This window comes from Stenotrophomonas sp. 22692, assembly GCF_052045015.1.
Taxonomy (GTDB): Bacteria; Pseudomonadota; Gammaproteobacteria; order Xanthomonadales; family Xanthomonadaceae; genus Stenotrophomonas; species Stenotrophomonas geniculata.
In genome coordinates this window covers 1-24,669 of sequence record NZ_JBQEMR010000051.1, presented here as the reverse complement: position 1 = coordinate 24,669, position 24,669 = coordinate 1, and the positions used below count along the sequence as shown (strand labels likewise).

Here is a 24,669-nt window from a genome sequence, read left to right as displayed (position 1 = left end):
TCTCCCTCCTTCTTCCGTCCCCCTCCCGCGGCGGATGGATCAGAAGCGGTAATCGAAGCCCAGCGTGAAGTAGCGGCCACGCAGGTCGTACTGGCTGAAGTCGTACGGCGCGCGGATGCCCGGGAACGAGGCGTCGTACGGCGGCGTCTTGTCGGCCAGGTTCTGCACTTTTGCGTACACGGTCAGCTTGTCGATGCCGGTGTAGGCCAGGTACAGGTCGTACTGGCTGTAGCTGCCGACGCGCTGCTGCACGGCCTTGGCGGCGGTGCTGGCTTCCTGGCGGTAGCTGCTGGTGTAGTACCAGGTCACGGCGGCGTTGAAATCACCGTACTTCCAGTCCAGCGTGGTGGTGGCCTTGTCCTTGGGCAGGGTCGCGCCCAGGTTGCTGCCGGCGTAATCCACCAGCGGTCCGCCGACCACGGTCGGGCGGCGGTAGTCGCGCACGTGGGTGTAGGCCGAGGACACGGTGAAGTCACCCAGTGCTGCGGTCGGGATGCGCTGGCGCAGCTCGACGTCGATGCCCGAGGTCTTCAGCTCGCTCAGGTTCTGGTAGCGGTTGTAGACCGCCTGCAGCTTGCCACGCTCATCGCGCTGCACCGCGCCGGCCACGTTGTCGTTGACCAGGGTCTGGGTGTTGTTGGTGCCGACCAGGTTGTCCAGCTGGATGCGGTAGTAGTCCACGCTCAGGTTGGTGTTGGCCCACGGCGACAGCACCACGCCGAAGTTCACGCTCCTGGTGCGCTCGGGCTTCAGTTCGTTGTTGCCAACGGTGAAGAAGGTCGGGTTCTGCCGCGAGCCCGGCACGTCCGGATCACGCGGGTCGACCACGCTGCCGTAGGCGATGCTGGTGCTGTTGGAGTTCTCCGACAGCGACGGCGCACGGAAGCCCTTCGAGGCCGATGCACGTACCAGCAGGAAGTCCAGCGGCTGCCAGCGCAGGCCGATCTTCGGCGAGAAGGCATCGCCGAAATCATCGTAATGGTCGGCACGCGCGGCGGCGGACAGCTCCAGCGTCGAGGCCAGCGGCACGTTCACTTCGGCATAGGCCGCACTGACCTGACGCTTGCCGTGCACTTCGGCGATGGCCGGGCGCACCTGCAGGCCGGCATCGATCTGCCATGGGTTGTTGGAATCAAGCTTCTCGCGGCGCCACTCGGCACCGGCAGCGAAGCCGATCTCGCCGGCCCAGGTGTGGCCCAGGCTGCCGGAAATCTTCGCATCGATGCCCTGCAGCTTGGATTCGGCCGGACGCAGCGTGGCGATGTTGATCGAGTCGCGCACCGACTGCGGCGTCGCCGCCGGGTTGAGCAGGTTGTAGCTGCCCGTGGCCAGCGCATCGGCCAGCGCCCAGCGGTTGGCGAAGCCGCCGGACACGCTCTCGCGTTCGCTGCTGCGCGCACCGAATGCAGCCACTTCCCAGTCCCAGTTGGCGGTGGTACCGCGCAGGCCGAACACGCCGCGATAGGCCGTGGATCGGTTGGTCTTGATGGTGCCGCCAAGGTCGAAGAACGTGTACTCGATCGGGATCGCACGGCCGTACGGGTTGTACGGATTGTTGGCCGGCAGCAGCGACGACACCGGCTCGGCCAGGCCGCTGTTGGCGTTCAGTGCGAAGCGGCCGCTCTCCAGGGTGAAGAACGGGCTGCTGCCGAACCACGCGGCGCTCTTGATCTGGCTGTACAGCACTTCGCCGAAGGCCTCGACGTTGTCGTTCAGGCGGAAGGTGCCGTTGGCATAGGCCTGGTAACGCTTGGTCGAGGGGATCAGCGTGGTGAACGGCGCCTGGTTGAAGCCGCAGGTGTCACCGGACAGGCCATCAATCGGCGCGCTGGCAACGCGGGTGGTGCCGGCCGGGCAGTTGCCGTTGGCGTCGAGCATCGGTACCGACACGCCGTTGACCAGGTAGCGCGCCCCCTTGGCCGACCAGCCGTTCCAGCGGCCACCCGGCTTGTCGGTGTAGATGCCGCTCCTGGTCAGGTTGCGTTCGTCCTGGTCCAGGCGCTCACGGTTGTACCCCTGCAGGCTGAAGAGGATGTTGTAGCCATCGGTGTCGAGATCACCCAGGCCGCCGACGAACTTCAGGTTCTGCTCGTGCAGGCCGCCCTGGTCGGCACCGCCTAAGCTGCCGCCGATCTCGGCGCCTTCGAAGTTCTGCCGGGTGATGATGTTGACCACGCCGGCCACGGCATCGGAGCCGTACACCGCCGAGGCGCCGTCCTTGAGCACTTCGATGCGCTCGACGGCCACCAGCGGCAGCGCGTTGAGATCGACGAAGGTGTCGGACAGGCCACCGGCCGGGAAGCCGTAGTTGGCCAGGCGGCGGCCGTTGAGCAGCACCAGCGTGTTCTTCTGCGACAGGCCGCGCAGGCCGATGCCGGCCGAGCCGGACGCCCAGCCGTTGTTGGTGGTTTCGTTGCTGGCGTTGCCGGTGTTGGCCGAGATCGAACGCAGCACATCGGCCACGGTGGCCTTGCCGGTCTGTTCCAGCTGCTGCCGGCCGATCACCTGCACCGGGTTGGAGGCCTCGGTGTCGGTACGCTTGATGTTGGAACCGGTGACGCGAACGGCGGCCAGGGTGCTGGCTTCGCCACTGGCATCGGCGGAGGTTTCGGCGGCGGCAGGCAAAGGCGCGGCCAGAGCGACGGCCAGGGCCGCCACGAGCAGGGTGTGCTTGGGCATGACGATGTGGGGAGGTGGTAAGGACGACGAAGTTCCGCAGTAGTCCATGCCTGGCCGGGGTCCGGCCAATAACATCTCTTCATACGGATATAAGAGAAACTATCATCTCTTCATCCGGATGGAAAGAGTTACTTCACGAAAGGCCAACATCCGCTCAGGATGGCCGGCCACCTGCGGCGTACAATCGCGCCATGGAAATCTTCAAAGTCTTCATGCTCGAGGCGGCGCACCGCCTCCCCAACGTGCCGCCGGGGCACAAGTGCGCGCGCCTGCACGGCCACTCGTTCCGGGTGGAACTGAAGGTCGAGGGCGAGCCGGGTGCGCAGACCGGCTGGATCATGGACTTCGGCGACGTGAAGGCGGCCTTCCAGCCGATCTACGACCGCCTGGACCATCACTACCTCAATGACATCCCCGGCCTGGAGAATCCGACCAGCGAGAACCTGGCGGTGTGGATCTGGAACGAGCTCAAGCCCAGCCTGCCAGCGCTGAGCGAGATCACCGTGCACGAAACCTGCACGTCGGGCTGCCGCTACCGCGGCCCCGAGACCTGATCAACCCATTGATCTGAAAGGTTTTTCAAAGGCGCCTTGGGCGCCTTTGTTATTTTTGTTGCAATGCGGCATCAAGGGCGTATGCTGCAATGCATCAAGCCACTTCCTGATGCCCCATGGCCGCCGCCTTCAGCGATCGCTTCAGTGATGCCACCCGCCAGCTCGCCGCCGCGGCAACGCGCGCGAACCGGTTGGCGTTGGAGAACGCGGAAAGCATGTTCGGCGTGCAGCTGAAGGCGATGGAGCGCAACCTGACCGCCACCAGCGGCTGGCTGGGCGAACTGGCCCGCAGTGAAGACGCGGCCGGTACGCTCTCCAAGGGCGCGCAACTGTGGCAGGACAACCTGCAGCGGCTGGGTCAGGCCCAGCAGGACATGGTCGGGCTCGGCCTGCAGGCCAGCAAGGCCTGGTCCGAACTGGCACAGGGCTACAACGAATCAACGGCGGACGCGAACAACCACTGACGCGACGCAACGCTCATTGCGTGGGTCCCTCCCCCCACGCAATCCGGACCCGGCAGATCCCTCCCTCTGCCGGGTCTTTTTTTGCCCGTTGTCTGGATTCAAGAGCGCTTCCTCGTCTGGATTTCCTGCGAGCTGATGGGCCCCGCCAGGGCGGGCAGGGGCCTGGGCAAATGTCCCCCGGCGCCGGCCGTTGGCCGTCACCTCCTCCTTTACTTTGCCGAGGCCCCTGCCCGCCCCGACGAGGCTCGGCTTACGGCAGCTAAAGCTCAGTGCTCATGGCAACTTCTCAATGAGGCACCGACGAACTCCGAACGCAGGGCGGAGGCCCTTGCGTACGAAGTAAAGGGGGAGGTGACGGCCAACGGCCGGCGCCGGAGGACATTCGTACGCAAGGGTCTCCGCCCTGCGCCACGCAGAACGAATCCGCCACACGCCACGCAGAACACACCGCAAAGGAACCTCAGCGCCCGCGACCACCGTGCCAGTGCTGGTGCCACGCCTGGAACATCAGCACGTTCCACAGGTGCGTGTGCCACTTGCGCTCGCCGCGCAGGAACGCTTCCCAGATAGCGCGCACGCGCGCCGCATCGAAGCAGCCCTGGTTGCGCAGCAGCTGCGGATCCAGCAGCGCCTCCGCCCAATCGCGCAGCGGGCCTGCCAACCAACGTGCCATCGGCGGACCGAAACCGCGCTTGGGGCGGTACACCAGCGGCTCGGGCAGGTAGCGTGCCAGCAGGTGCTTGAGAATCCGCTTGTGCTCGCCGTCGTGGTACTTCAGATGCTGCGGCAGGCGCCAGGCCAAGCGCACCACCTCCATGTCCAGCAGCGGCGCACGCGTTTCAACGCCCGCTGCCATGCCGGCACGATCGACCTTGGCGAGAATGCCCTCGGCCAGGTCCATGCGGAAATCCAGCAGCTGGATACGCGCCTCGGCCGGCAGCGCAGTGTCCTGCTGCTGGAAGATCGTGATCGGTTCGCGCGCGCCCAACACCACCTGCGCCGGCTGGCGCCAGCGGGTGACCCGCTGCAGGTAATGCCCTTCCACATCGTTGGCAGCGACCTCGGCCACCAGCGCACGCCAACCGCCGAGGCGGCCACGCTCCACGTTCATGCGGTTGCCGCTGCGCCGCGCCAGGTCGCGCACCCAGTCCGGCAGGCCACCGCACAGGCGTGCATTGCGCAGCGCGCGGCCATAGCTCGGGTGACCGAAGAACAGCTCATCGCCGCCGTCACCGGTCAGCGCCACCGGCTTGCGCGCACCCAGCAGTTCACTGGCCAGCAGGGTCGGCAGCTGCGAGGCATCAGCGAACGGCTCGCACCAGACCTGCGGCAGCCGCTGCAGCAGGTCCAGGCCCTGCCGCGCATCCATCCGGTGCAGATGATGCTGCAGGCCCAGATGGCGCGCGACCTGCGAGGCCCAATCGCTTTCGTCATGGCCGGGATCGTCGAAACCGACCGTCCACGCCTCGATCGGCAAGGTCGATTGGGCCTGCATCATCGCGGTCACCAGCGACGAGTCGGTGCCGCCGGACAGGAACGCGCCACACGCCAATGGCGAATGCATGCGTGCGGCAATGGCCTTCTGCAGTACGGCTTCCAGCTGGTCGGTGGCCTGTTCCAGGCTCGGCGTTGGCTGCAGGGGCTCCTGCAGCGCACGCTGCATCGCATCGCGTGCACACCAGTAGCGCGTCCCCCCTTCCGTCGCCTGGCTGGAACCGCCGGCAGCGTGGTCATCCAGATCGACGCGCAGCATCGCGCCTGCCACCAGCTTGTGGATGCCCCGGTAGATGGTGTGCGGCGCCGGCACATAGTCGTGGCGCAGCAGCAGGCTCAGCGCATCCTGGTCGATGCTCGGCGCGAAGCCGGCGAAGGCCTGCAGCGCCTTCATTTCCGAGGCGAACAGGAACTGGCCCTGGAACCAGCCGTAGTACAGCGGCCGCTCACCGACCGGATCACGTGCCAGCCACAGCGCGCGCGACTCACGGTCCCATACGCTGAAACCGAAGGCGCCTTCGACACGCGACAGCGCGCGCTCCACGCCCCATTCAACGATCGCCTGCAGCAGCAGCCGGGCATCACTGCAGCTGCGCGGCAGATCGCGCAGCTGCGCCTGCAGGTCGCCACGGTTGTACAGCCGGCCGTCCAGGCACAGCACGTAACGGCCGCAGTCCGAGCTCAGCGGCTGCAACGGCGTATCGGTGGGTGCCCGGCAGTGGCCCAGCGCGAGGCCGGCCTCGGCGTCGGTCCAGTAGCCGATGCGGCCCCGGCCGCGCTGCTGCAGGGCGCGCAGCATCGGCGCCAGCTGCTGCAGCAGCTGTTCGTCCTCGGCGGGGGGCAGCCAGGCGCCGACCACGCCGCTCATCGGGCACCTCCGCAGCGGCAGCGGCGGGACGGGTTCAGCAGGCAGGGGGCGGCGGGCGACATGGGAACGGCACGCGGAGCGGAGGAGACTCCATGCTCGGCGCCGCACCTGCCCCGCGTCAGTCGCTTTGCTGTCAGCGATGGTCACCAGACGTATCACGAAGGTAACGTTTTGTAACGGCAACAAGCTATGCTGGACGCCAAGTTGTTGCCAGGCCTGAGGCCCGGCCCGCGCGCCAGCAACCCCGGCTGAATGGCGCCCGCCCCCTGGACCCGGGTGGCCCGAAGGCTGGGATAGCATCGCCGCGCTCGTGCCGTGGCGGTACGGATGCCCCACGGAGGCCTTGAAAATGCTGGATATTGTACTGGTCGAAGACGATGCCCGCCTGGGTACGATGGTCAGCGACTATCTGCAGCGGCATGGCTACCAGGTGGCCCATGAGCGCAGTGGTGAGCGCGCGGTGGCCCGGATCCTGGCCGAGAAGCCGGCCCTGGTCCTGCTCGATGTCGGCCTGCCCGACCAGGATGGTTTCGAAGTGTGTCGGCAGATCCGGCCCCACTATGACGGCATCATCTGTGTGCTGACCGCCCGCACCGACAATATCGACCAGGTGCTGGGACTGGAGCTGGGGGCCGACGATTACATCGGCAAACCCATCGAACCGCGGGTGCTGCTGGCCCGCCTGCGTGCGCACCTGCGCCGCCATCGCCGGGTCGAACCGCGCGACGGCAGCCTGCGCTTCGGCGAGCTGAACATCGACCCGTCCACCCGCAATGTGCACCTGCAGGGCGGCCTGCTGGAGCTCACCACGGCCGAGTTCGACCTGCTGTTCCTGCTGGCCAGCAACGCCGGCCAGATCCTGGACCGCGATGCACTGCTGCGCGGCCTGCGTGGCATCGCCTTTGATGGCCTGGACCGTTCGATCGATGCACGCATCTCGCGCCTGCGCCGCAAGCTGGGCGACAACCCTGAACAACCGGAGCGGATCAAGACCGTGCGTGGACGCGGCTACCTGTTCAGCCGCTCGGCATGGGGATGAAGCGCACGCCTTCGGCGATGCGCGGCCACGCCTTCCACTTCCTGCGCTACGGCATCGGCTTCCTGGTCGCCCACCTGCTGCTGATCGTGCTGGGCCTGTGGGCCTGGGATGCACTGCTGGAAGACCGCACCGAAGCCAGCCTGCTGGCCGAGATGCGTGGCACCCATGCGCTGCTGCAGCAACGCTTCGCGGAAACACCGCGCGAGCAATGGCCGGCGCTGGCACGCGGGCTCGACGCCGACTTCGCCTATGCCCTGCGGATGGTGCCGCTGGCCGAGGCGGAAAAAGAGCTGTCGGCCAGCCAGCGACCGCCGCTCAACAACGGCCGGGTGCAGATCGACCTCGAACACATGCGCAGCCTGCAGCGGATCGGTGACAGCGACTATGCCGTGATGCTCGGGCCACTGGACGAAGCACTGCCCGATGAGGGGTGGCAGGACAGCGAAGTGTCCGGCGTGGCGATCCTGCTGCTGATCCTGATGGTGGCCGTGGCGCTGCCGATGTACGTGATGGTCTACCGGCTGTGGCGCGACGTCTCGCAGCTGGCCCAGGCGGCGCGGCGGATGCGCGACGGCCAGCTGGACACGCGTGCGCCGCGCGCCGGCACCGCACTGGTGCGGCCGCTGGCCAATGCCTTCAACCACATGGCCGAGCAGCTGCAGCAACTGCTGGAAAGCCAGCGGGTGCTCGCGCAGGCGGTGGCGCACGAAGTCCGCACGCCATTGGCACGGATGCGTTTCGGCCTGGCCGAGCTGGAAGACAGCGCACTCGACGACGTGCAGCGCGATGCGCTGGGCGGCCTGCGCACCGATGTGGATCGGCTGCAGCACCTGACCGACGCCGGCGTCGAGTACGCCGCACTGGGTCGCTGCCATCAGCTGACCCGCCAGCGCCTGCAGCTGGCGGCACTGGTGCGCGGCGTGGTGGCCCAGTTCGCGCCGCTGCCGATGCCCGTGCAGCAGGCGCTGTCGCCGGCAGGGCTGGTCAACGTCAACCGGCACATGCTGGAACTGGCGTTGCGCAACCTGCTCGGCAATGCCCTGCGCTACGCGCGGCGGCAGATCCGCATCGCCAGCACCGTCAACGATGGCTGGCTGTGCCTGCAGGTGGAGGACGACGGCCCCGGCATCGCACCCGAACTGCGCGGCCAGGTACTGCAACCCTATGTGCGGCTGGACCCGGGCAGCCCCGGCTTCGGCCTCGGCCTGGCGCTGGTGCAGGTGGTGGCCGACAAGCATGGCGGCCACGTTGAAGTGACCGACTCCGAACTGGGAGGTGCGTGCATCCGCCTGAAACTGCCGCTGGAAAGCGGCGGTGCGGTGACGGGCGACCCGGCCTGCTAGGCCGCCGGTTCGGCGCGTGGCAGGGCAAACACGAACAACGCGCCGCTCGCGCTGTCACGCAGTTCGATCCTGCGCCCATGCAGCTGCACGATGCGCTGCACGATCAGCAGGCCCAGCCCGCCGTTCTCGCCGCGCCGTGCCCCCAGCGCAGCCGGTGCCTGGAACAGCTGGGTGCGCAGCGCTGGCGCAACCCCGGGGCCGTCGTCGGCCACGCTCACCTCCACGCTGTCATCGGTTGCGCGCAGGCGCACCTCGATCTGCCCACCCTCGGGTGCATGCCGCAGCGCGTTGTCGAGCAGGTTGGTCAGCACCCGCTCGACCAGGCCCAGATCGGCACGCACCAGCGGCAGGCCGGGCGGGAACTCTGCGTGCAGGTGCTGGTTGCGCGCCTGCGCCGCCAGCTCGAATTTCTGCAGCACATCCTGCAGCAGTTCCGGCAGCGCGAACACTTCCCACTCCAGGCGCACTTCGCCATGTTCCAGCCGCGCCAGCTCGAACAGCGCGCGTGCCAGCCGGCCGACCTTGGCACTCTGTGCCAGCGCGATGCCGAGATAACGGCGCCGCTCGTCCGGCGACAGCGTGGCGTCCTTCAACGCCAGTGTTTCCAGGTAGCCATGCAGCGACGACAACGGCGTACGCAGGTCATGCGAGATGTTGGCGACCAGCTCGCGGCGCTGCAGATCCTGCTGGCGCAGCTGCTGCCACTGCTCGCCCAACCGTTGCGCCATCTGCGCATGCGCATGTTCGAGGATCACCAGTTCATCGCGCTCACCCGGGCGCAGCGGCTCCGCCGGCGGCAGTCGCGTGGGTGCATCGATGTCGAAGGCCTGGATGCGCCGGGTCAGCCGCCGCAGCGGGCGTGTCACCCAGTAGAAGGCCACCAGCCCGGCCAGCAGGCCGAGGCCACCAACGAGTGCCACCGACCACAGCGTAGTGTTCCACTGGCTGCCGGCGGCGAGGTCGTCGGCCAGCATCTGCCGGTGCTCGCCCACCAGCACCACGTACACATAGCCGGCCTGGCGGCCCTGCACGATCAACGGTGCAGCACTGAACACCTTGCGGCCATCGGCGCTGCGCGGATCATCACCGAGGATCGGCAACGGTGCTCCCGCCAGCAGGCGGCGCAGCGGCGCCACGTCCACCCGGGTGCGCACCAGGTGCCCACTGGGCGCATCGTGGCCAAGGATGCGGCCCTGGTCGTCCAGCAGGTAGACCTCGACGCTGGGGTTGACCGCCATCAGCTGGCCGAACAGCGCGCGCACGGCGGCATCGCGCATGCCGCTGGTATCCATCAGCTCGCTGCGCTGGGCAATGTGCTCGGCCAGGCCCAGCGACAGCCGCTGTACCACCTCCTGCTCGTGGCGGGTGTTGGCCCGCATCTGCAGTGCAAGCAGCGCCATGCAGCACGCCAGCATCAGCGCAGCGGTCACCACCGCCAGCTTCTGCCACAGGTTCGGCTTGATCATGCCGCCGCCCCGGCCGGATCGACCAGCTTGTAGCCACGGCCCCACACCGTCAGCAACCGCCGCGGGTTGGCCGGGTCCGGCTCGATCTTGCTGCGCAGGCGATTGATATGGGTGTTGACCGTGTGTTCGTAGCCATCGTGCTGGTAGCCCCAGACCTGGTTGAGCAGTTCCATGCGCGCGAACACCTGGTCCGGATGACGGGCGAAGAACAGCAGCAGGTCGAACTCGCGCGGGGTCAGCTCCAGCGCGTTGCCATCCACCGAGGCGGTGCGCGCGACCGGATCCAGCTGCAGGCCGCCCAGTTCGATCGCGCCGGCATCGATGCGTGCGCTCTGCGCCATCGCCTCGGCGCGGCGCAGCAATGCGCGCACCCGCGCTACCAGTTCCGGCATCGAGAAGGGCTTTGCCAGATAATCGTCCGCGCCCAGTTCCAGGCCGACGATGCGCTGGGTTTCGCTGCCGCGCGCGCTGATGATGATGATCGGCACATAGCGCGCCATCGCGCGTGCACGCTGGCAGACCTGCAGGCCATCCACGCCGGGCAGCATCACGTCCAGCACCAATGCATCCCACGGACCTTCCTGCTCCAGCAGGCGCAGGCCGGCATCGCCGCTGGCGGCATGGGCCACGTCGTAGCCCTCATCGCCCAGGTGCATGCGCAGCAGGTCGGCGATGTGGGCATCGTCTTCAACGATCAGCACGCGTTTGGTCGACATCGGCAGCTCGGGGCCAGTGGGGAGGCTGGCAGCATTGTGGCGCGGGGCGGCCGCCGATACCTCACGAAAAATTGAATCCTGCGTGAGGATTCGTTGACCCGGGCGGGCGCAGCATGGCCCCGTCGCCCCTTCCCGGAGTCCGCCATGTCCCTGTCCCGCCGCCATCTGCTGGGCCTGGGTGGTGTTGCCACCGCTGCCGGCCTGCTCGGTCTGGGGGCCTGCAGCCGCGCCGCCCCGGCGGCCGCTGAAGCGCGCCCGCCGCGACAGTTCGAGGTCATGCACAGCGATGCGCAATGGCGCCAGCGGTTGACCCCGGCGCAGTACGCGGTGCTGCGCCAGCAGGGCACCGAACGCCCCTGGAGCAGCCCGCTCAACAATGAACACCGGCAAGGCACCTTCGCCTGCGCCGGCTGTGCACTGCCGCTGTTCTCCTCCTCCACCAAGTTCGAGAGCGGCACCGGCTGGCCCAGCTTCTGGGCACCGCTGCACAACGCCATCGGCGAAGACCGCGACGTGACCTTTGGGATGCTGCGGGTAGAGGTGCACTGCCGCCGCTGTGGTGGCCACCTTGGCCACGTGTTCAACGACGGCCCGCGCCCGACGGGGCTGCGCTACTGCATGAACGGTGCGGCGATGGTGTTCGTTCCCGGCGCCACGGACGGTACCGCCGACGGCTGGCGGGTGCCGGTCGGTTCTTCCCCTGCTTCCGGAGCCTGACGATGCTGCTGTTGCTGCTTGCCTACCTCGGCGGCGCGCTGACCCTGCTCAGCCCGTGCATCCTGCCGGTGCTGCCGTTCGTGTTCGCGCGTGCCGACCGCCCCTTCCTGCGCAGCACGCTGCCGTTGCTGCTGGGCATGGCGCTCACCTTCACCGTGGTCGCCAGCCTCGCCGCCGTGGGCAGCCAATGGGTGGCGCAGGCCAACCAGGTTGGACGCTGGATCGCCCTGCTGCTGATGGCGTTGTTCGCAGTCGCCCTGCTGTGGCCACGACTGGCCGACCATCTGCTGGCACCGTTCCAGCGGGTGGGCGCACGGCTGAGCGCGCGCGCCGATGCGGCCGATGCCGCCGGGCTTGGCGGCGCGTGGACCTCGCTGCTGATCGGCATCGCCACTGGCCTGCTGTGGGCACCGTGCGCCGGGCCGATCCTCGGCCTGGTGCTGACCGGCGCCGCCCTGCACGGTGCCAGCGTCGGCACCAGCACCCTGCTGCTGGCGTATGCGCTGGGCGCGATCACCGCGCTGGCACTGGCGGTGTGGGTGGGCGGTCGTGTGTTCCGTGCGTTGCAGGCGCGGCTTGGCCTTGGCGACGCACTACGCAAGGTGCTGGGCGTAGCCGCGCTGCTGGCGGTGGTGGCGATCGGCATGGGCTGGGATACCGGCCTGCTCACCCGTCTTTCGACGGTCAGCACCGCACGCATCGAGCAGGGCCTGCTCGATGCGGTACCCGGCGCGCAGCCGGCGGCACCGCCGATGATGATGATGGCCGGTGCCAACGCCGCAGCCGATGCACCGCTGCCGGTGGAAGGCACCCTGCCCGCGCTGGACGGCGCCACCGGCTGGCTCAACAGCCCACCGCTGACGGCCCAGCAGCTGCGCGGCAAGGTGGTACTGGTCGATTTCTGGACGTACTCCTGCATCAACTGCCTGCGCGCGATGCCGTTCGTGCACGAATGGGAACGCCGCTACCGTGACCACGGCCTGGTGGTGGTCGGCGTGCACACGCCGGAGTTCGCCTTCGAACGTGACCCGCGCAATGTGATGAAGGCCGTGCAGCAACTCAAGGTCGAGTACCCGGTAGCGCTCGACAACCAGTACACGATCTGGCGTGCGTTCAACAACCGCTACTGGCCGGCGCAGTACTTCGTCGACGCGCAGGGCAACATCCGCGGCCACCAGTTCGGCGAAGGCAACTACGCGCGCTCGGAACAGATGATCCGTCGACTGCTGACCGAAGCCGGACAGACGAATCTGCCACCACCGGCCGATCCCGCTGCCGCCGACCTGAAGGGCGTGGCCGCGCAGGCCGACATGGGCAATCTGCGCTCACCGGAAACCTATCTGGGCCACGCCCGCGCCGAGCAGTTCGCCTCGCCCGGCGGGCAGCGCAACGATGCGGCATTCGACTACACCTTACCGGCCACCCTGGCGTTGAACCAGTGGGGACTGTCGGGGCGCTGGACCGTCACCGACGAGGCTGCGCAGTTGCAGCAGGCCGGTGGCCGCATCGCCTTCCAGTTCCATGCGCGCGACCTGCACCTGGTGCTGGCGCCGAGCCAGGAAGGAAAGCCGGTGCGCTTCCGCGTGTTGTTGGACGGCAAGCCGCTGCCGGCTGCCGATGCCGGCAGCGATGTCGGTGCCGATGGCAGCGGTGTGGTCAACGAGCACCGCCTGTACCAGCTGGTGCGCCAACGCGGCACGGTCGGTCCGCACCGCTTCGAGATCGAGTTCCTCGACGCGGGCGTGCAGGCCTATGCCTTCACCTTCGGTTGAACCGGGAGGACACGATGAAACTCTCCTTTGAACAGGGCATCGCCGCCGGTGTTGCAGGTCTGGTGGCCACGGCATTGATCGCCGGTGTGCTACTCGTTGACCACGGCGCCATCGCGGCACCGCTCGAAGCCAGCGCGCAGACCCAGGCACTACCGGCACCCACGGGCGACGCCGCGTTCCGCGATGACGCCACCCACGCCAGCGTGGTGTTCGCCGGTGGTTGCTTCTGGGGCGTGCAGGGTGTGTTCCAGCACGTCAAAGGCGTGAGCAATGCGGTGTCCGGCTACATCGGTGGCAGCGGCGCCGATGCACGCTACGAGCGCGTCAGTAGCGGACGTACCGGTCACGCAGAAGCGGTGAAAATCGACTACGACCCGCGCCAGGTCAGCTACGGGCAGCTGATGCAGGTGTTCTTCTCGGTAGTGCACGACCCGACCCAGCTCAACCGCCAGGGGCCGGACCACGGCAGCCAGTACCGATCGGCGATTTTCACTGACGACGCACGCCAGCAGGCTGCCAGCCGCGCCTACATTGCCCAGCTCGGCCAGACCGGCAGCTACCGCGCGCCGATCGTCACCCAGCTGGTCAGCGGCCAGCACTTCTACCCGGCCGAGAGCTACCACCAGAACTACATGACGAACTACCCGCAGGCGGCCTACATCCGCTACTACGACGCACCGAAGCTGGCCGCGCTGGGCAAGCAGTTCCCGGCGTTGTACCGGCGCGATGCGGCGCTGGTGCCGATGCGCTGACGGCATTTCCCCTAGGGCTGATCGATGCTCGGCTCTACACACAAAAAAAAAGACGCACGGCCATCCAGCCGTGCGCTTGGGAAGTATCGGCCGCGCCCCGATCAAGCCCGGCCGACAACGACATGCTAGTCTCGCCATCATCATGGGTACAGCACCAGATGGCGGGAAATTCGATGGATACAGATGACCAGAGCGCGATGATCCCACCCCGCTACCAACGGCTGTCCGACGAACTGGCCGAGGCCATCCACGGCGGCCGGCTTCCAGTAGGCAGCCGCCTGCCCTCGCTGCGACAGATGGCCCTGCAGCGCAGGCTCAGCCTGAACACGGTTATTGCCGCCTATCGCCAGCTGGAGGACGCCGGCCTGGTGATTCCGCGGCCCAAGGCCGGTTTCGAGGTGGCGCCGCGACTGTCGGTGCCGGAGCGTTCGCTGCGCGATACCCCGTCCGCGCCCACTGCACCACTGCAGCAGGTACTGATGGCCCGCGTGCTGGAAGCACAGCGCCGCCCGGGCGTGATCGACCTGGCCTTCGCCGGCCCGCGCGGTCGCCAGTTCTACCCCGGCGCGCAGTTGGCCAGGCACACCGCGCAGGTACTGCGCCATGGCCAGCAGACGGTGGAGACCTACGCGCGCCCGAATGGTTCGCCGCGGCTGCTGGCGCAGATCGTGCGCCGTGGTCCGCGCATGGGCCTGCACACCCACGCCGAGCGCCTGCTGCTGACCCACGGTGCAATGGAAGCGCTGCAGCTGGCGTTGCGTGCAGTCACCCAGCCAGGTGATGCGGTGGGCATCGAGGCGCCGTCCTACTTCAACCTCTACCCGTTGTTGGCCAACCTGGGCCTGCAGGCCATCGAACTGCCCACACACCCGCAGCACGGGCTCGACGTGGATGCGCTGGATGCGCTGCTCGAGCACACGCCGCTGGCCGCACTGGTGGTGATGCCGACCGTGCACAACCCGCTGGGCTGCACCATGCCGACAGTGGCCAAGCAACGCCTGGCAGAACTGGTCAACGCGCGCCAGCTGCCACTGATCGAAGATGCGGTGTATGCCGAGCTGCAGTTCTGCGAACCGCCGGCACCCTTGCTGAAGGCCTTTGATCGCGACGGCTGGGTGATGGTGGTCGGTGGTTTCTCCAAGACGCTGGCGCCGGATTACCGCATCGGCTGGCTGGATGGCGGCCGCTTCGCCGAGCGCATCGCGCTGCTGAAATTCCAGTCCACCGGTGGCGAGCCGCAGCTGCTTGGCGACGCGGTGGCGGCCTATCTGGAAGCGGGCAGCTACGAGCACCACCTGCATCGCATGCGTCGTCTGTATCGCGAACAGGTGGGGCGGCTGCGCCAGCTGGTGGCCGAACATTTCCCGCCCGGTACCCGCGCCACCGAACCACAGGGCGGATTCCTGCTGTGGCTGGAACTGCCGGGCGTGGATACGCGCGAGCTGTTCGAGCGTGCACTGCAGGAGGATATCGCGTTCATGCCCGGCCAGGTGTATTCGCGCGGCGCGCGCTACCGGCATTGCCTGCGGCTGTCGTGCTGCCAGACGCTGGATGCGCGCTTCATCGGCGCGGTGGAGCGGCTGGGTGCGATTGCGCGGGAGCTGGCGCGGGCTGATTGATAGGTAGAGTCGACTGCTCTTCACCGGATGCCCGAAAATCCCGCGCTGCGCGCGCGAGTCGACTGACAGTCGACTCTACCCTCTCCGGCATCGATTTCGCGTTTCAGCAATTCAGGCGTCGAGCAGGTGCGCGCTCAGCGCTTCGCCGTCCGCCCCCGGAAGATGCGGCAGCCGCCCCCAGCACGGCATCGGCAGGCGCTGCCGCAGCGTGGCGAAGTTTTCATCCTGCCGCTGCATCGCCGGGTCGATGTGGTTGCCGATCCAGCCCAGGCACTCCACGCCGCTGGCCTGCAGCGACTGCGCGGTCAATCGCGCGTGGTTGACGCAGCCCAGCCGCATGCCCACCACCAGCAGCACCGGCAACTTCAGCGCGCGCACCAGGTCGAGCTGATCCAGCGTGGCCGAGACCGGCGCCAGCCAACCGCCCACGCCCTCCACCACGACGATATCGGCCTTCGCGCGCAGGCGTTCGAACGCGGCCACGATCGGCGCCAGCGCCACCTGCACGCCGTCCTCGGCAGCGGCCAGCTCCGGTGCCAGCGGCTGCCGCAGCGCATAGGGATTCAGGTCGGCATAGTCCGGCACCGGCCAGCTGGCCTCCTGCAGCGCCAGCGCGTCCTCGTTGCGCAGGCCCTGCCCCAGATCCTCGCTGCCGCTGGCCACGGGCTTCATGCCCACCGCGCGCAGGCCACGCTGGCGCAGTGCATGCAGCAGCGCGGTGCTGGCCGCGGTCTTGCCGATTTCGGTGTCGGTGCCGGTAACGAACAGGGCGGGCGGCAGCGTAGCGGGCAACGGCATCGATGGGCTCCAACAGGGCAACAGTGCGTGCATTATCGCCGGCCCGGTGCACTTGCTAGACTGCAGGCATGTTCGCCAATGCCTCGCTCACCGGCAGCAAGCCGGAACAATACGCCCAGCTGCTGGAACAGGCCCGTGGCCTGGTCTACGCCGAGTCCGACCGCATCGCCAACGCGGCCAACCTCTCCGCACTGGTCTATCACGCCCTGCCCGACCTGAACTGGGTGGGCTTCTACCTGTACGACGGCAAGGAGCTGGTGGTCGGCCCGTTCCAGGGCCTGCCGGCCTGCGTGCGCATTCCGCTGGACAAGGGCGTGTGCGGTGCCGCCGCCAGCCAGCGCGTGACCCAGCGCGTGGACGACGTCGATGCCTTCCCAGGCCACATCGCCTGCGATTCGGCCTCGCGTTCGGAGCTGGTGGTGCCGCTGCTGCGCGGTGATGAACTGATCGGCGTGTTCGATATCGACAGCCCGAAGGTCGGCCGCTTCGATGCCGACGACCAGGCCGGCCTGGAAGCCATCGCCCGCGTGTTCGTAGAGGCGCTGGGATGAGCGCACCGAAGCTGCGCAACATCGGCCCGAAAAGTGCGGCGTGGCTGCGCCAGGTCGGCCTGCGCAGCCGCGAAGACCTGGTTGCGATCGGTGCCGTGGGCGCCTTCGTCAAGGTCAAGCGCGCGGGCTTCAAGCCCAGCCTGAACCTGCTGTATTCCCTGGAAGGCGCGTTGCTGGACTGCCACTGGCAGGAACTGAGCGAGCCGCAGCGCGATGCGCTGGTGCAGGACTATGAAGCGCGCATCGCCGCGCATCCGCTGAAGGCAGCCGGCCCGGCGTCGGGCCCGGTACATGAGCAGCGCTTCGATGCCGACGATGACGCTGAAGACAGCGTTGCCGAGGGCGCGGACGAGGATTGAGCCGCGCCCTTCTGTAGCGCCGAGCCCACGCTCGGCTGGCTGTTCTGATCGAAGTGCAGCCGAGCATGGCTCGGCTCTACAAGAGCAGATCAGGGCTGCTGCAGCTCCAGCAGCTCGCCCACCAGCCCGACCTCACCGCGTTCCAGCCACACCCGCAGGCGCGTGCCGTGGTCGATGCGCAGGGCCCAGCACAACGACATTGGCAGGCCGCAGACCTGCGACAGCACCATGCGCAGCGGGCCACCATGGCTGACCACCAGCGTCGGCACCGGATCGTCCTCATCGAGCAGGCGATCGAGCGCGCGCGCGATGCGCCGTTCAAAGTGGCCCCAGCTTTCGCCGTTGGGCGGCGGGAATGCATGCGGATCGGCGTGGAAGGCCGCCAGTGCATCCTCCGGCAGGTCGAACAGCGACTGCCCGTCCCAATCGCCGAAATCCAGCTCTTCCCATTCCTCGTCCGCTTCCACGTCCAGCCCACGCGGGGTGGCCAGGGCCATCGCCGTGTGCAGCGAGCGCAGCCGTGGCGAACTGATCACCCGCTCCCAGGGCTGCGCGGCGTAGGCGTCGACCAGTTCCTGCGGCAGGCGGGCCAGCTGCGGCGGATCGTTGCGGCCATCGAGGAACTCATCGCGACCGTTGCCGGCATGGCGGACCAGGTCGAGGATCATGCGCGCGTCCTGTACAGGCGACGCGGGAACAGCGGAAAACAGGCGGACATCGGCAACGGCACCACGGGATCAAGGGGCCATTCTAAAGGCACGGCAAAGGCAGTCGAGCACGCGCGGCGCTACGGGCCGCCTGCGATGCCGTAGACTGCGCGCACTTCCAGGTGACCTGCGGCCGTGGCCGGCAGGTTGAAACGGGAAGCCGGTGACGCGTGATTCCACGCCAGGCCGGCGCTGCCCCCGCAACGGTAAGCACGTCAGTTCCAGGCAACACCGCCACTGTGCCGCAGGCATGGGAAGGCGCCTGGACGGTGGCCCCAGGCCACCCGGCGGCAAGCCCGGAGACCGGCCCGGAAGCCTCAGGTCGCGATGCGGTGGGCATGGCGCTGGATGACCGCAGCCTGCGCTGCGGCGTCGGCGCATGCCTGCCTTCGCGGCTCCTCCCCTTCGCCACGCGGGCGTGCGTGGCACCTGGAGTCCCCCATGAAGCTGCAGTCCCGAATGCTGTCCCTGGCCGTGCTGGCCACCCTGCCCGCGCTGGCCCAGGCCGCCGATGACACCACTGCGCTCGACCAGATCCTGGTCACCGCCACCCGCACCCCGATCGCGCTGCAGGACAGTATCGCGCCGGCGCAGGTGATCGACCGCGCGCAGATCGAATCCAGCCAGGCCACCTCGCTGCAGGAGCTGCTGCGCGGCCGCGCCGGCATCAACCTGACCAATGCCGGCGGCCTCGGCAAGCAGAGCTCGCTGTTCCTGCGCGGCACCAACTCGGGCCACACCGTGGTGCTGGTCGACGGCGTGCGCATCAACAGTGCCGACCTCGGCCTGGCCATGTACCAGGACCTGCCGCTGGCGCAGATCGAGCGCGTCGAAATCGTTCGCGGCCCGCAGTCCAGTCTGTACGGTGCCGACGCCATCGGTGGCGTGATCCAGATCTTCACCCGCCGCAACCAGGGCGATTTCGCTCCGCACTTCCAGCTCGGTGGCGGCAGCAACGGGCTGCGCGAAGCCCGCGGCGGCATTGGTGGCGGCACCGAGCGCGGCTGGTTCGGTGCCGACATCGCCTACCAGCATTCCGACGGCATCGATGCCTGCCGCGGTTCTTCCTCGGTGTTCACCGCGGGCTGCTTTGCCGACGAGCACGACCGCGACGGCTACCGCAACCTGTCCAAGAGCCTGCGCGGCGGTTACAGCTTCAACGACCAGTGGAACGTGGAAGGCAGCGCACTGCGCGCCGATGGCAAGAACCATTACGACGGCTACTACAACTACTCCGAGACCCGCCAGCAGGTGCTGGCCGGCAAGGTGCGCTACACCCCGTCGGAGCGCCTGGCGTTCACCGCCAACGTCGGCCGCAGCGACAATGAGTCCGACAACTTCGGCGCACCGGGGGTGTTTGGCAGCGCGCAGACCCATCGTGACAGCGCCTCGCTGCAGGGTGACTTCGGTGTGGCCGAGGGCCAGCTGCTGAGTGCCGGCGTGGACTGGAGCGAAGACAATCTGGACGGCAGCAGCGCGGGGTATCTCGTCGACAGCCGCCGCAACACCGGCGTGTTCGTGCAGTACCAGGGCCGCTTCGGCCGCCACCAACTGCAGGCCAGCGCCCGCAACGACGACAACCAGCAGTTCGGCAACCACGCCACCGGCAGCGTTGGCTGGGCGATGGAACTGGGCCACGGCCTGCGCGTCAACGCCAGCTACGGCACCGCGTTCAAGGCACCGACCTTCAGCGACCTGTACGACCCGTGGAGCGGCGTGCCGACGTTGAATCCGGAGAAGTCCAAGAGCGCCAACCTCGGCGTTTCGCAGCAGGGCCAGGGCTGGCACTGGGGCATGGATGTGTACGAAACCCGCATCGATGACCTGATCACCTACGATGCGTCCACGATGAAAATGCAGCAGGTGGAGAAGGCGCGCATCCGTGGTGCCGAGCTGACCGGTGGCGTGCTGCTGGCCGGCTTCGACATCAACGCGCAGCTGAGCTACACCGACCCGCGCAACCGCACCCACGGCAGCACCCAGTTTGACAACTGGCTGCCGCGCCGTGCACAGCAGACCGCGCGCCTGGACATCGACCGTCGCTTCGGCGATTTCCGCGCCGGCCTGACCGTACAGGGCGCGGGCAAGCGCTTTGACAACGCCAGCAACTCGGTGAAGGTTGGCGGCTACGGCACGCTGGACCTGCGCGCCGAGTACGTGCTGACACCGGAGTGGTCGCTGCTGGCGCGCGCCGCCAACGTGTTCGACCGCAGGTATGAGACGGTGGCGTGGTTCAACCAGCCGGGCCGCGAGTACCAGCTGAGTGTGCGTTACCAGCCGAAGTGAAAGAAGGTGCCGGGCATTGCCCGGCACTTTTTCCATCGACGCATGGCGTCGATCTACCGCTACACCGGAATGCCGGCGGCCAACCCCGGCAATTCACGCAGATCGTCGATCACCGCCACCGCATGCGCGGTGGCCATGTCCAGGCCGCGCGGGTAGCCGTAACGCACCAGCGCGATCGGCATGCCTGCCTCTTCGGCGGCGCGGTAGTCGGTCAACGAATCACCCACCATCAGGCAGGCGTCCACCGGCAGCCCGAAGTGCGCAGCGATGTGCCGCAGCGGTTCGCCACTGGGCTTGCGCTGCGGCAGCGAATCGCCGCCCAGTATCAGCGCGAACGCATCACCAATGCCCAGGTGCTGCAGCAGCGGCGGCACCAGTGCTTCGGGCTTGTTGGTGCAGATCGCCAGTGGCACGTCGCGCGCGCGCAGCTGCGCCAGTGCGTCGGCCACGCCATCGAACAGGCGCGGGCTGCGCAGCAGGCATTCGCGGTAGTGCACCATGAAGACCGGCATGACCTCGGCCAGGTCGACCTCACGACCCGCGGCATGCACGGCCTGCTCGACCAGGCGGCGCACACCGTCGCCGATCCAGCCCAGCACCGTGGCTTCCGGTACGCGTGCCACACCGATGTCCTCCAGCGTGCGGTTCAGCGCTTCGGCGATATCAGCTGCGCTGTCGACCAGCGTGCCATCAAGGTCGAACACGACCAGTGGATAGGGATACGACAAGGGACGGCACCTGCATGACGTGGGGCCGTCCATTGTACGCCGCTGGTTTTTGCACCGATCCGCCTCAGCCGATCCGGCGCGCGCGGGTAGCCAGGAACGTGGGCAGGTAACGGTCGATCAGGAAACGCGGCTGCGGCTGCCAGTCCTCCATGAAGCGATCGATGATGAAGCCGGCATCCAGCTGGCCACCGATCAGTTCGGTCAGGCTGTGGCCGAAGGTCAGTGCATCGCCCCGTGCCAGCTTCGCCTCGCGCTCGGCCGGCGGCAGGTCTTCCAGGTCCGAATAGGGAATGGCGTACTGCGGCCGGATCAGGCCCTGTGCATCCAGCTGCGGATCGCGCGCACCGACGAACAGCACCGGGTTGTAGAAGCTGGCCATCAGCATGCCATCGCGTGCCAGCACACGGCGGCATTCGGTCCACACCGGGCGCACGTCAGGCACGTACAGGTTCGAGATCGGGTGGAACACCACGTCGAAACTGTCGTTGGCGAACACGTGCAGATCGCGCATGTCACCCTGCACGGTGCGCAGCTGCAGGCCATCGCGCGCAGCGACCCTGCGGTCCTGTTCCAGCTGCCCGTCGGACAGGTCGAACACGGTGACGTCAGCGCCCGCAGCGGCCAGCACCGGTGCCTGCTGGCCACCGCCCGAGGCCAGGCACAGGATGCGACGGCCGCGCACATCACCCATCCAGTCCAGCGGCAGCGCGCGGGGCGTCAGGTGCACCTGCCAGCGGCCTTCGCGCGCGGCGGCAATCGTTGAACTTTCCACCGGGCGCGACCATTCGCGCACTTCGCTGGCCTGGCGGTCCCAGGCAGCACGGTTGTGGTCGATCAAGGCCTGTCCATGGTTCATGTGTTCTCCTTGCCCGGTGGGCGCCAATCCAGATCCTGGAAGGCCGGGCTGGCGAAACACTCGCCCAGGAAATCCAGGAATCGCCGCATGATAGCGGGCTGCTGGCGCCGTGACGCGTACACGGCATGAATGCCGAGTTCGTCCAGGCTGAATTCGGGCAGCAGTTCGATCAGCTCGCCACTGCGCAGCAGCGGCGCCACCTGGTAGGTCGGCAGCATGGCGATACCGGCACCGGCCCGCACCGCCTCCAGCAGCAGCGAGGCCTCGTTCGCGCTGATGTTGCCGCCCACCGCCACCGACAGCGAACGTCCATCGCGGTGCAGCTGCCACAGGCTTTTACCGACGTAATGGTGGGTCAGGCAGTTGTGCGCGGCCAGGTGCTCGGGGGCGGTCGGCGTGCCACGCACCTGCAGGTAGGACGGCGTCGCGCACAACACCGAGCGGCAGGTGGCCAGACGCCGTGCGATCAGGCTGGGGTCGATCTGGCGCGCGATGCGCACGGCCAGGTCCACCCGCTCTTCCACCAGGTTCACCGTGCGGTCGACCAGCAGCAGCTCGATGCGTGCCGCCGGATGGCGCGCAACGAAGCCGGCCACGGCCCGTGCCAGGTGGCTCTGCCCGAACGACACGCTGGCGGTCACCCGCAGCGTGCCGTGCGGCTCGGGATCATCACTGGCCAGCTCGCCCTGCAGTTCTTCGCCGATCGCCAGCATCTGCCGGAAGCGCGCCAGCGCCGCCTCGCCGGGGCCGGTCAGGCTGATCCGGCGCGTGGTCCGGTGCAGCAGGCGCGCACCCAGCCACCCTTCAACCTCGGCCAGGTAGCGGGAGACCATCGCCCGCGACATGTCCAGCACCTCGGCGGCGGCGGTGAGGCTGCCGCGCTCGGCCACCTCGACGAACACGGTCATGGCGGTCAGTCGGTCCATCTGCTCGATTCCTGCAACAAACAAGCGCGTTATACGCTGTTTTTCGATCAACTGCAGCAGCCTAGAGTGACCCCATTCCCACCCCACACCGCCCCACGGAGTCCTGCCATGAAAATCGCCCTCGTTGGTTCCACCGGCAACATCGGCCGCCAGATCGCCCGCCACGCGCTGGCCCGCGGCCACGAACTCACTGTCATCGTGCGCAGCGCGCAGGACCTTCCGGCTGAACTGGCCGGTACGCATCCGGTGGTCGCCTCGCTGGACGACCTGGATGCGCTGGTCGCCGCCATTGCCGGCCACGACGTGCTGGCCAGTGCCTACGGCCCGCGCCCCGGCGATGACATCGGCCGTGTGGGCGAGGTCGCCGCGCAGCTGGCCGCCGCCGCACGCAAGGCCGGTGTACCGCGCCTGGTGGTGGTCGGTGGTGCCGGCAGCCTGGAAGTCGCGCCCGGCGTGCAGCTGGTCGATACCCCCGACTTCCCGGAGGCCTACAAGCCGTACGCGCTGGCCCATCGCGAGGCGTTCAACCGCCTGCAGGCAGTGGACGACCTGGACTGGACCTTCTTCTCGCCGGCCGCAGAAATCGGCCCGGGCGAAGAGCGCGGCCAGTACCGCGTGCAGCCCAAAGCGTTCCTGGCCGATACCAGCGGCCACAGCCGCATCAGCTACGCCGACTATGGCGCGGCGTTCGTCGCCGAGCTGGAAGCGCACCAGTACCCGAAGCAGATCATCACGGCAGCGTATTGATCATGCCGTCCGCCGGGCATGGCCCGGCGCTACCTCCCTGTAGAGCCGAAGGCAACGGCAGGAGCCGTTGCCAACGTCGCTTGCGACGGCCCGCAGGGGGCCGGGCAAGGACGCCCGGCATAGCCCACGCTCGGCTCCCCATCCGACACAAGGAATTCCCATGCGTACCGCTGCCCTGCTGCTTCCCCTCGCCCTGGCCGCCAGCTTCACCAGTGCGCCGCTGCTGGCCGCCCCGGCCACCACGGCGCCGACGGAGGCGACGAAATCCCAGCTGCACCTGCAGACCTTCCATCCCGGCCCGCAGGCAATGTTCTCGGTGTCCTCGGTGCTGATCGAAGGCCGCCACGACGCGATCCTGGTCAATGCGCAGTTCGGTGCCAGCGACGCGCGCAAGCTGGTCGAGCTGATCCGCGCCAGCGGCAGGCAGCTGACCACGATCTACATCAGCCACGGCGATCCGGATTACTACTTCGGCCTGGCCACCCTGCAGGACGCGTTCCCGCAGGCACGCATCGTCGCCACCGCGCAGACCGTCGCCCATATCCAGCAGACCCAGGCCGGCAAGCTGGCCTACTGGGGACCGAAGATGGGCACCGACGTGCCCGCGCGCATTGTGGTACCGCAGGTGCTGGATGGCGATGCCCTGCAACTGGAAGGCCAGCGCCTGCCGCTGATCGGCCTGGACGGACCGACCCCGGACCGCACGGTGCTGTGGGTGCCGTCGCTGCGCGCGATCGTCGGTGGCATTCCGGTGGTGGCCGGTGAGCACGTGTGGATGGCCGACACGCAGACGCCGAAGTCGCACACCGACTGGCTGCAGACCCTGCAGCGGTTGCAGGCGTTGAAGCCGAAAGTAGTGGTACCGGGGCATTACGCACCGGGTGCCGCACTGGATTCGAGTGCGCTGCGCTTCACCGCAGACTACATCCGTGCGTTCGATGTTGAGGCGGCCAAGGCCAAGGACGGTGCGGCGCTGGTGAAGGCGATGCAGGTGCGCTACCCGAAGCTGGCAGGCGTGGCGTCGCTGGAGCTGAGTGCGAAGGTGGCCAAGGGCGAGATGCAGTGGCCATGAGGTAGGGGGTTTTCTTTTGCAGGGCTGCGCCCTGCACCCGCAGAGGCAACAGCAACAGCTGGCTATCCGTGGGTTGGCGGGGTGGGTCCGGTTGCGGGGGGCGCTGCAAGTACGTCCATGTAAGCTCGGTCGCCGCATCCATGCGGCTCACGCCCC

22 protein-coding genes and 1 riboswitch are annotated in these 24,669 nt (G+C 68.0%); of the genes, 13 read left to right on the top strand and 9 right to left on the bottom strand.

The genetic code is table 11. The features are described from left to right. Window positions 1-39: 39 nt before the first annotated feature. Window positions 40-2,679, bottom strand: coding sequence for a TonB-dependent receptor (locus ACTJJM_RS19765; protein ID WP_053442480.1), 2,640 nt, complete (start codon window positions 2,677-2,679; stop codon window positions 40-42). A 191-nt stretch (window positions 2,680-2,870) separates the two neighbouring features. Between ACTJJM_RS19765 and queD the strand changes: the two genes are divergently transcribed. Then, entirely contained in the window at window positions 2,871-3,233 is a 363-nt protein-coding gene (gene queD / locus ACTJJM_RS19760) for a 6-carboxytetrahydropterin synthase QueD (protein ID WP_057503810.1), read from the top strand. 116 nt (window positions 3,234-3,349) lie between these two features. Further along, window positions 3,350-3,697, top strand: a complete 348-nt coding sequence (locus ACTJJM_RS19755) for a phasin family protein (RefSeq protein ID WP_049435140.1) — start codon at window positions 3,350-3,352, stop codon at window positions 3,695-3,697. Window positions 3,698-4,157: 460 nt separating this feature from the next. Here ACTJJM_RS19755 and asnB read toward each other — a convergent pair whose 3' ends face one another. Next, entirely contained in the window at window positions 4,158-6,059 is a 1,902-nt protein-coding gene (gene asnB / locus ACTJJM_RS19750; RefSeq protein WP_440865910.1) for an asparagine synthase (glutamine-hydrolyzing), read from the bottom strand. 349 nt (window positions 6,060-6,408) lie between these two features. Here asnB and ACTJJM_RS19745 point away from each other — a divergent pair, with 349 nt between their 5' ends. After that, window positions 6,409-7,098: a winged helix-turn-helix domain-containing protein gene (locus ACTJJM_RS19745; RefSeq protein WP_010484092.1), complete on the top strand. Its 690-nt coding sequence runs from the start codon at window positions 6,409-6,411 to the stop codon at window positions 7,096-7,098. Beyond that, complete coding sequence (locus ACTJJM_RS19740; RefSeq protein WP_440865909.1) at window positions 7,095-8,441, top strand: ATP-binding protein; 1,347 nt, start codon at window positions 7,095-7,097, stop codon at window positions 8,439-8,441. The genes ACTJJM_RS19745 and ACTJJM_RS19740 overlap by 4 nt, the downstream gene beginning before the upstream one ends. On the opposite strand, the gene ACTJJM_RS19735 is transcribed toward ACTJJM_RS19740, so the two are convergent. Both ACTJJM_RS19735 and ACTJJM_RS19730 read right to left on the bottom strand, forming a co-directional pair. Beyond that, window positions 8,438-9,907, bottom strand: a complete 1,470-nt coding sequence (locus ACTJJM_RS19735; RefSeq protein ID WP_019660942.1) for a sensor histidine kinase — start codon at window positions 9,905-9,907, stop codon at window positions 8,438-8,440. The two genes, ACTJJM_RS19740 and ACTJJM_RS19735, sit on opposite strands and share 4 nt — an antisense overlap. Beyond that, entirely contained in the window at window positions 9,904-10,623 is a 720-nt protein-coding gene (locus ACTJJM_RS19730) for a response regulator transcription factor (protein WP_005407947.1), read from the bottom strand. The genes ACTJJM_RS19735 and ACTJJM_RS19730 overlap by 4 nt, the downstream gene beginning before the upstream one ends. A gap of 144 nt (window positions 10,624-10,767) precedes the next feature. Here ACTJJM_RS19730 and msrB point away from each other — a divergent pair, with 144 nt between their 5' ends. The 4 genes from msrB (at window position 10,768) to ACTJJM_RS19710 (ending at window position 15,483) form a co-directional block, all read left to right on the top strand. Further along, a complete protein-coding gene (msrB, locus tag ACTJJM_RS19725; RefSeq protein ID WP_019660941.1) occupies window positions 10,768-11,340 on the top strand; it encodes a peptide-methionine (R)-S-oxide reductase MsrB in 573 nt (190 codons plus the stop codon). A gap of 2 nt (window positions 11,341-11,342) precedes the next feature. Continuing rightward, window positions 11,343-13,112, top strand: a complete 1,770-nt coding sequence (locus ACTJJM_RS19720; protein ID WP_440865908.1) for a cytochrome c biogenesis protein DipZ — start codon at window positions 11,343-11,345, stop codon at window positions 13,110-13,112. Window positions 13,113-13,126: 14 nt separating this feature from the next. Further along, window positions 13,127-13,864, top strand: a complete 738-nt coding sequence (msrA, locus tag ACTJJM_RS19715) for a peptide-methionine (S)-S-oxide reductase MsrA (RefSeq protein ID WP_043398837.1) — start codon at window positions 13,127-13,129, stop codon at window positions 13,862-13,864. 173 nt (window positions 13,865-14,037) lie between these two features. Beyond that, on the top strand, window positions 14,038-15,483 hold the full coding sequence (locus ACTJJM_RS19710; RefSeq protein WP_053442477.1) for an aminotransferase-like domain-containing protein: 1,446 nt from the start codon (window positions 14,038-14,040) through the stop codon (window positions 15,481-15,483). Window positions 15,484-15,594: 111 nt separating this feature from the next. Here the strand turns inward: ACTJJM_RS19710 and bioD are convergent, their stop codons facing one another. Next, on the bottom strand, window positions 15,595-16,281 hold the full coding sequence (gene bioD, locus ACTJJM_RS19705) for a dethiobiotin synthase (protein WP_053442476.1): 687 nt from the start codon (window positions 16,279-16,281) through the stop codon (window positions 15,595-15,597). A 68-nt stretch (window positions 16,282-16,349) separates the two neighbouring features. On the opposite strand from bioD, the gene ACTJJM_RS19700 reads away from it, so the two are divergent. Both ACTJJM_RS19700 and ACTJJM_RS19695 read left to right on the top strand, forming a co-directional pair. Beyond that, window positions 16,350-16,832, top strand: a complete 483-nt coding sequence (locus tag ACTJJM_RS19700; RefSeq protein WP_004140850.1) for a GAF domain-containing protein — start codon at window positions 16,350-16,352, stop codon at window positions 16,830-16,832. Continuing rightward, a complete protein-coding gene (locus tag ACTJJM_RS19695) occupies window positions 16,829-17,191 on the top strand; it encodes a TfoX/Sxy family protein (protein WP_049453288.1) in 363 nt (120 codons plus the stop codon). Before ACTJJM_RS19700 ends, ACTJJM_RS19695 begins: the two co-directional genes overlap by 4 nt. An 89-nt stretch (window positions 17,192-17,280) precedes the next feature. Here ACTJJM_RS19695 and ACTJJM_RS19690 read toward each other — a convergent pair whose 3' ends face one another. Continuing rightward, a complete protein-coding gene (locus ACTJJM_RS19690; protein WP_010484101.1) occupies window positions 17,281-17,859 on the bottom strand; it encodes a histidine phosphatase family protein in 579 nt (192 codons plus the stop codon). Between the two features lie 142 nt (window positions 17,860-18,001). Then, a riboswitch (cobalamin riboswitch) is annotated at window positions 18,002-18,224 on the top strand. 115 nt (window positions 18,225-18,339) lie between these two features. On the opposite strand from ACTJJM_RS19690, the gene btuB reads away from it, so the two are divergent. Next, window positions 18,340-20,184 carry a TonB-dependent vitamin B12 receptor gene (btuB, locus tag ACTJJM_RS19685; RefSeq protein WP_440865907.1) on the top strand — a complete coding sequence of 615 codons (1,845 nt, stop codon included), beginning with the start codon at window positions 18,340-18,342 and terminating at the stop codon, window positions 20,182-20,184. Between the two features lie 59 nt (window positions 20,185-20,243). On the opposite strand, the gene gph is transcribed toward btuB, so the two are convergent. The 3 genes from gph to ACTJJM_RS19670 form a co-directional block, all read right to left on the bottom strand. Continuing rightward, window positions 20,244-20,912, bottom strand: a complete 669-nt coding sequence (gene gph / locus ACTJJM_RS19680; RefSeq protein ID WP_440865906.1) for a phosphoglycolate phosphatase — start codon at window positions 20,910-20,912, stop codon at window positions 20,244-20,246. A 64-nt stretch (window positions 20,913-20,976) separates the two neighbouring features. After that, on the bottom strand, window positions 20,977-21,768 hold the full coding sequence (locus ACTJJM_RS19675) for a class I SAM-dependent methyltransferase (RefSeq protein ID WP_019338001.1): 792 nt from the start codon (window positions 21,766-21,768) through the stop codon (window positions 20,977-20,979). After that, entirely contained in the window at window positions 21,765-22,694 is a 930-nt protein-coding gene (locus ACTJJM_RS19670) for a LysR family transcriptional regulator (protein ID WP_043398850.1), read from the bottom strand. Before ACTJJM_RS19670 ends, ACTJJM_RS19675 begins: the two co-directional genes overlap by 4 nt. Window positions 22,695-22,802: 108 nt before the next feature. On the opposite strand from ACTJJM_RS19670, the gene ACTJJM_RS19665 reads away from it, so the two are divergent. Together ACTJJM_RS19665 and ACTJJM_RS19660 are read left to right on the top strand one after the other, a co-directional pair. Further along, window positions 22,803-23,441, top strand: coding sequence for an NAD(P)-dependent oxidoreductase (locus ACTJJM_RS19665; protein WP_440865905.1), 639 nt, complete (start codon window positions 22,803-22,805; stop codon window positions 23,439-23,441). 160 nt (window positions 23,442-23,601) lie between these two features. Beyond that, window positions 23,602-24,513, top strand: a complete 912-nt coding sequence (locus tag ACTJJM_RS19660; RefSeq protein WP_440865904.1) for an MBL fold metallo-hydrolase — start codon at window positions 23,602-23,604, stop codon at window positions 24,511-24,513. The last annotated feature ends 156 nt before the right edge of the window (window positions 24,514-24,669 follow it).

Bases quoted from the DNA above. Each gene is read 5' to 3' on its own strand.
- ACTJJM_RS19735 (WP_019660942.1), bottom strand. From the start codon at position 9,907: ATGATCAAGCCGAACCTGTGGCAGAAGCTGGCGGTGGTGACCGCTGCG.
- asnB (WP_440865910.1), bottom strand. From the start codon at position 6,059: ATGAGCGGCGTGGTCGGCGCCTGGCTGCCCCCCGCCGAGGACGAACAG.
- ACTJJM_RS19720 (WP_440865908.1), top strand. From the start codon at position 11,343: ATGCTGCTGTTGCTGCTTGCCTACCTCGGCGGCGCGCTGACCCTGCTC.
- ACTJJM_RS19700 (WP_004140850.1), top strand. From the start codon at position 16,350: ATGTTCGCCAATGCCTCGCTCACCGGCAGCAAGCCGGAACAATACGCC.
- ACTJJM_RS19690 (WP_010484101.1), bottom strand. From the start codon at position 17,859: ATGATCCTCGACCTGGTCCGCCATGCCGGCAACGGTCGCGATGAGTTC.
- msrB (WP_019660941.1), top strand. From the start codon at position 10,768: ATGTCCCTGTCCCGCCGCCATCTGCTGGGCCTGGGTGGTGTTGCCACC.
- ACTJJM_RS19675 (WP_019338001.1), bottom strand. From the start codon at position 21,768: ATGAACCATGGACAGGCCTTGATCGACCACAACCGTGCTGCCTGGGAC.
- ACTJJM_RS19745 (WP_010484092.1), top strand. From the start codon at position 6,409: ATGCTGGATATTGTACTGGTCGAAGACGATGCCCGCCTGGGTACGATG.
- ACTJJM_RS19740 (WP_440865909.1), top strand. From the start codon at position 7,095: ATGAAGCGCACGCCTTCGGCGATGCGCGGCCACGCCTTCCACTTCCTG.
- ACTJJM_RS19710 (WP_053442477.1), top strand. From the start codon at position 14,038: ATGGATACAGATGACCAGAGCGCGATGATCCCACCCCGCTACCAACGG.
- ACTJJM_RS19660 (WP_440865904.1), top strand. From the start codon at position 23,602: ATGCGTACCGCTGCCCTGCTGCTTCCCCTCGCCCTGGCCGCCAGCTTC.
- ACTJJM_RS19695 (WP_049453288.1), top strand. From the start codon at position 16,829: ATGAGCGCACCGAAGCTGCGCAACATCGGCCCGAAAAGTGCGGCGTGG.
- ACTJJM_RS19670 (WP_043398850.1), bottom strand. From the start codon at position 22,694: ATGGACCGACTGACCGCCATGACCGTGTTCGTCGAGGTGGCCGAGCGC.
- queD (WP_057503810.1), top strand. From the start codon at position 2,871: ATGGAAATCTTCAAAGTCTTCATGCTCGAGGCGGCGCACCGCCTCCCC.
- msrA (WP_043398837.1), top strand. From the start codon at position 13,127: ATGAAACTCTCCTTTGAACAGGGCATCGCCGCCGGTGTTGCAGGTCTG.
- ACTJJM_RS19665 (WP_440865905.1), top strand. From the start codon at position 22,803: ATGAAAATCGCCCTCGTTGGTTCCACCGGCAACATCGGCCGCCAGATC.
- bioD (WP_053442476.1), bottom strand. From the start codon at position 16,281: ATGCCGTTGCCCGCTACGCTGCCGCCCGCCCTGTTCGTTACCGGCACC.
- ACTJJM_RS19730 (WP_005407947.1), bottom strand. From the start codon at position 10,623: ATGTCGACCAAACGCGTGCTGATCGTTGAAGACGATGCCCACATCGCC.
- btuB (WP_440865907.1), top strand. From the start codon at position 18,340: ATGAAGCTGCAGTCCCGAATGCTGTCCCTGGCCGTGCTGGCCACCCTG.
- ACTJJM_RS19755 (WP_049435140.1), top strand. From the start codon at position 3,350: ATGGCCGCCGCCTTCAGCGATCGCTTCAGTGATGCCACCCGCCAGCTC.
- ACTJJM_RS19765 (WP_053442480.1), bottom strand. From the start codon at position 2,679: ATGCCCAAGCACACCCTGCTCGTGGCGGCCCTGGCCGTCGCTCTGGCC.